Source organism: Pseudomonas sp. PME37.24/006, assembly GCF_055556635.1.
Genome location: NZ_JBVHNL010000267.1, coordinates 1 through 243 on the forward strand (window position 1 = coordinate 1; position 243 = coordinate 243).

The 243-nt window shown below is 53.9% G+C and carries 1 protein-coding gene; it reads right to left on the reverse strand.

The features are described 5' to 3' along the window. Positions 1-243 (reverse strand): hypothetical protein (locus tag ACZ3GY_RS24680; RefSeq protein ID WP_465912444.1); only part of this gene is annotated, 243 nt, incomplete at both ends.

Here is a 243-nt window from a genome sequence, read left to right on the forward strand (position 1 = left end):
CACTTGTATGACGCGACCATTAAACGGTGTCAAAACACGTACGGTATGATCTTCATTCCAGACCAATCGACCAGGAATGGACAGGCTGCGGGCACTGTCTTCGGCGGGTTGTTCGACCGGCAGATTGGTCTGTCCGCCCTCAACAACAGGAAAGCGAATGGTTTCACCCGTGACGACAGGGTCGCCATCGGTTTTTTCTTCTGCGGCTTTGTGGCTGCAACCAATCAGCGAGACCAGCAGCAT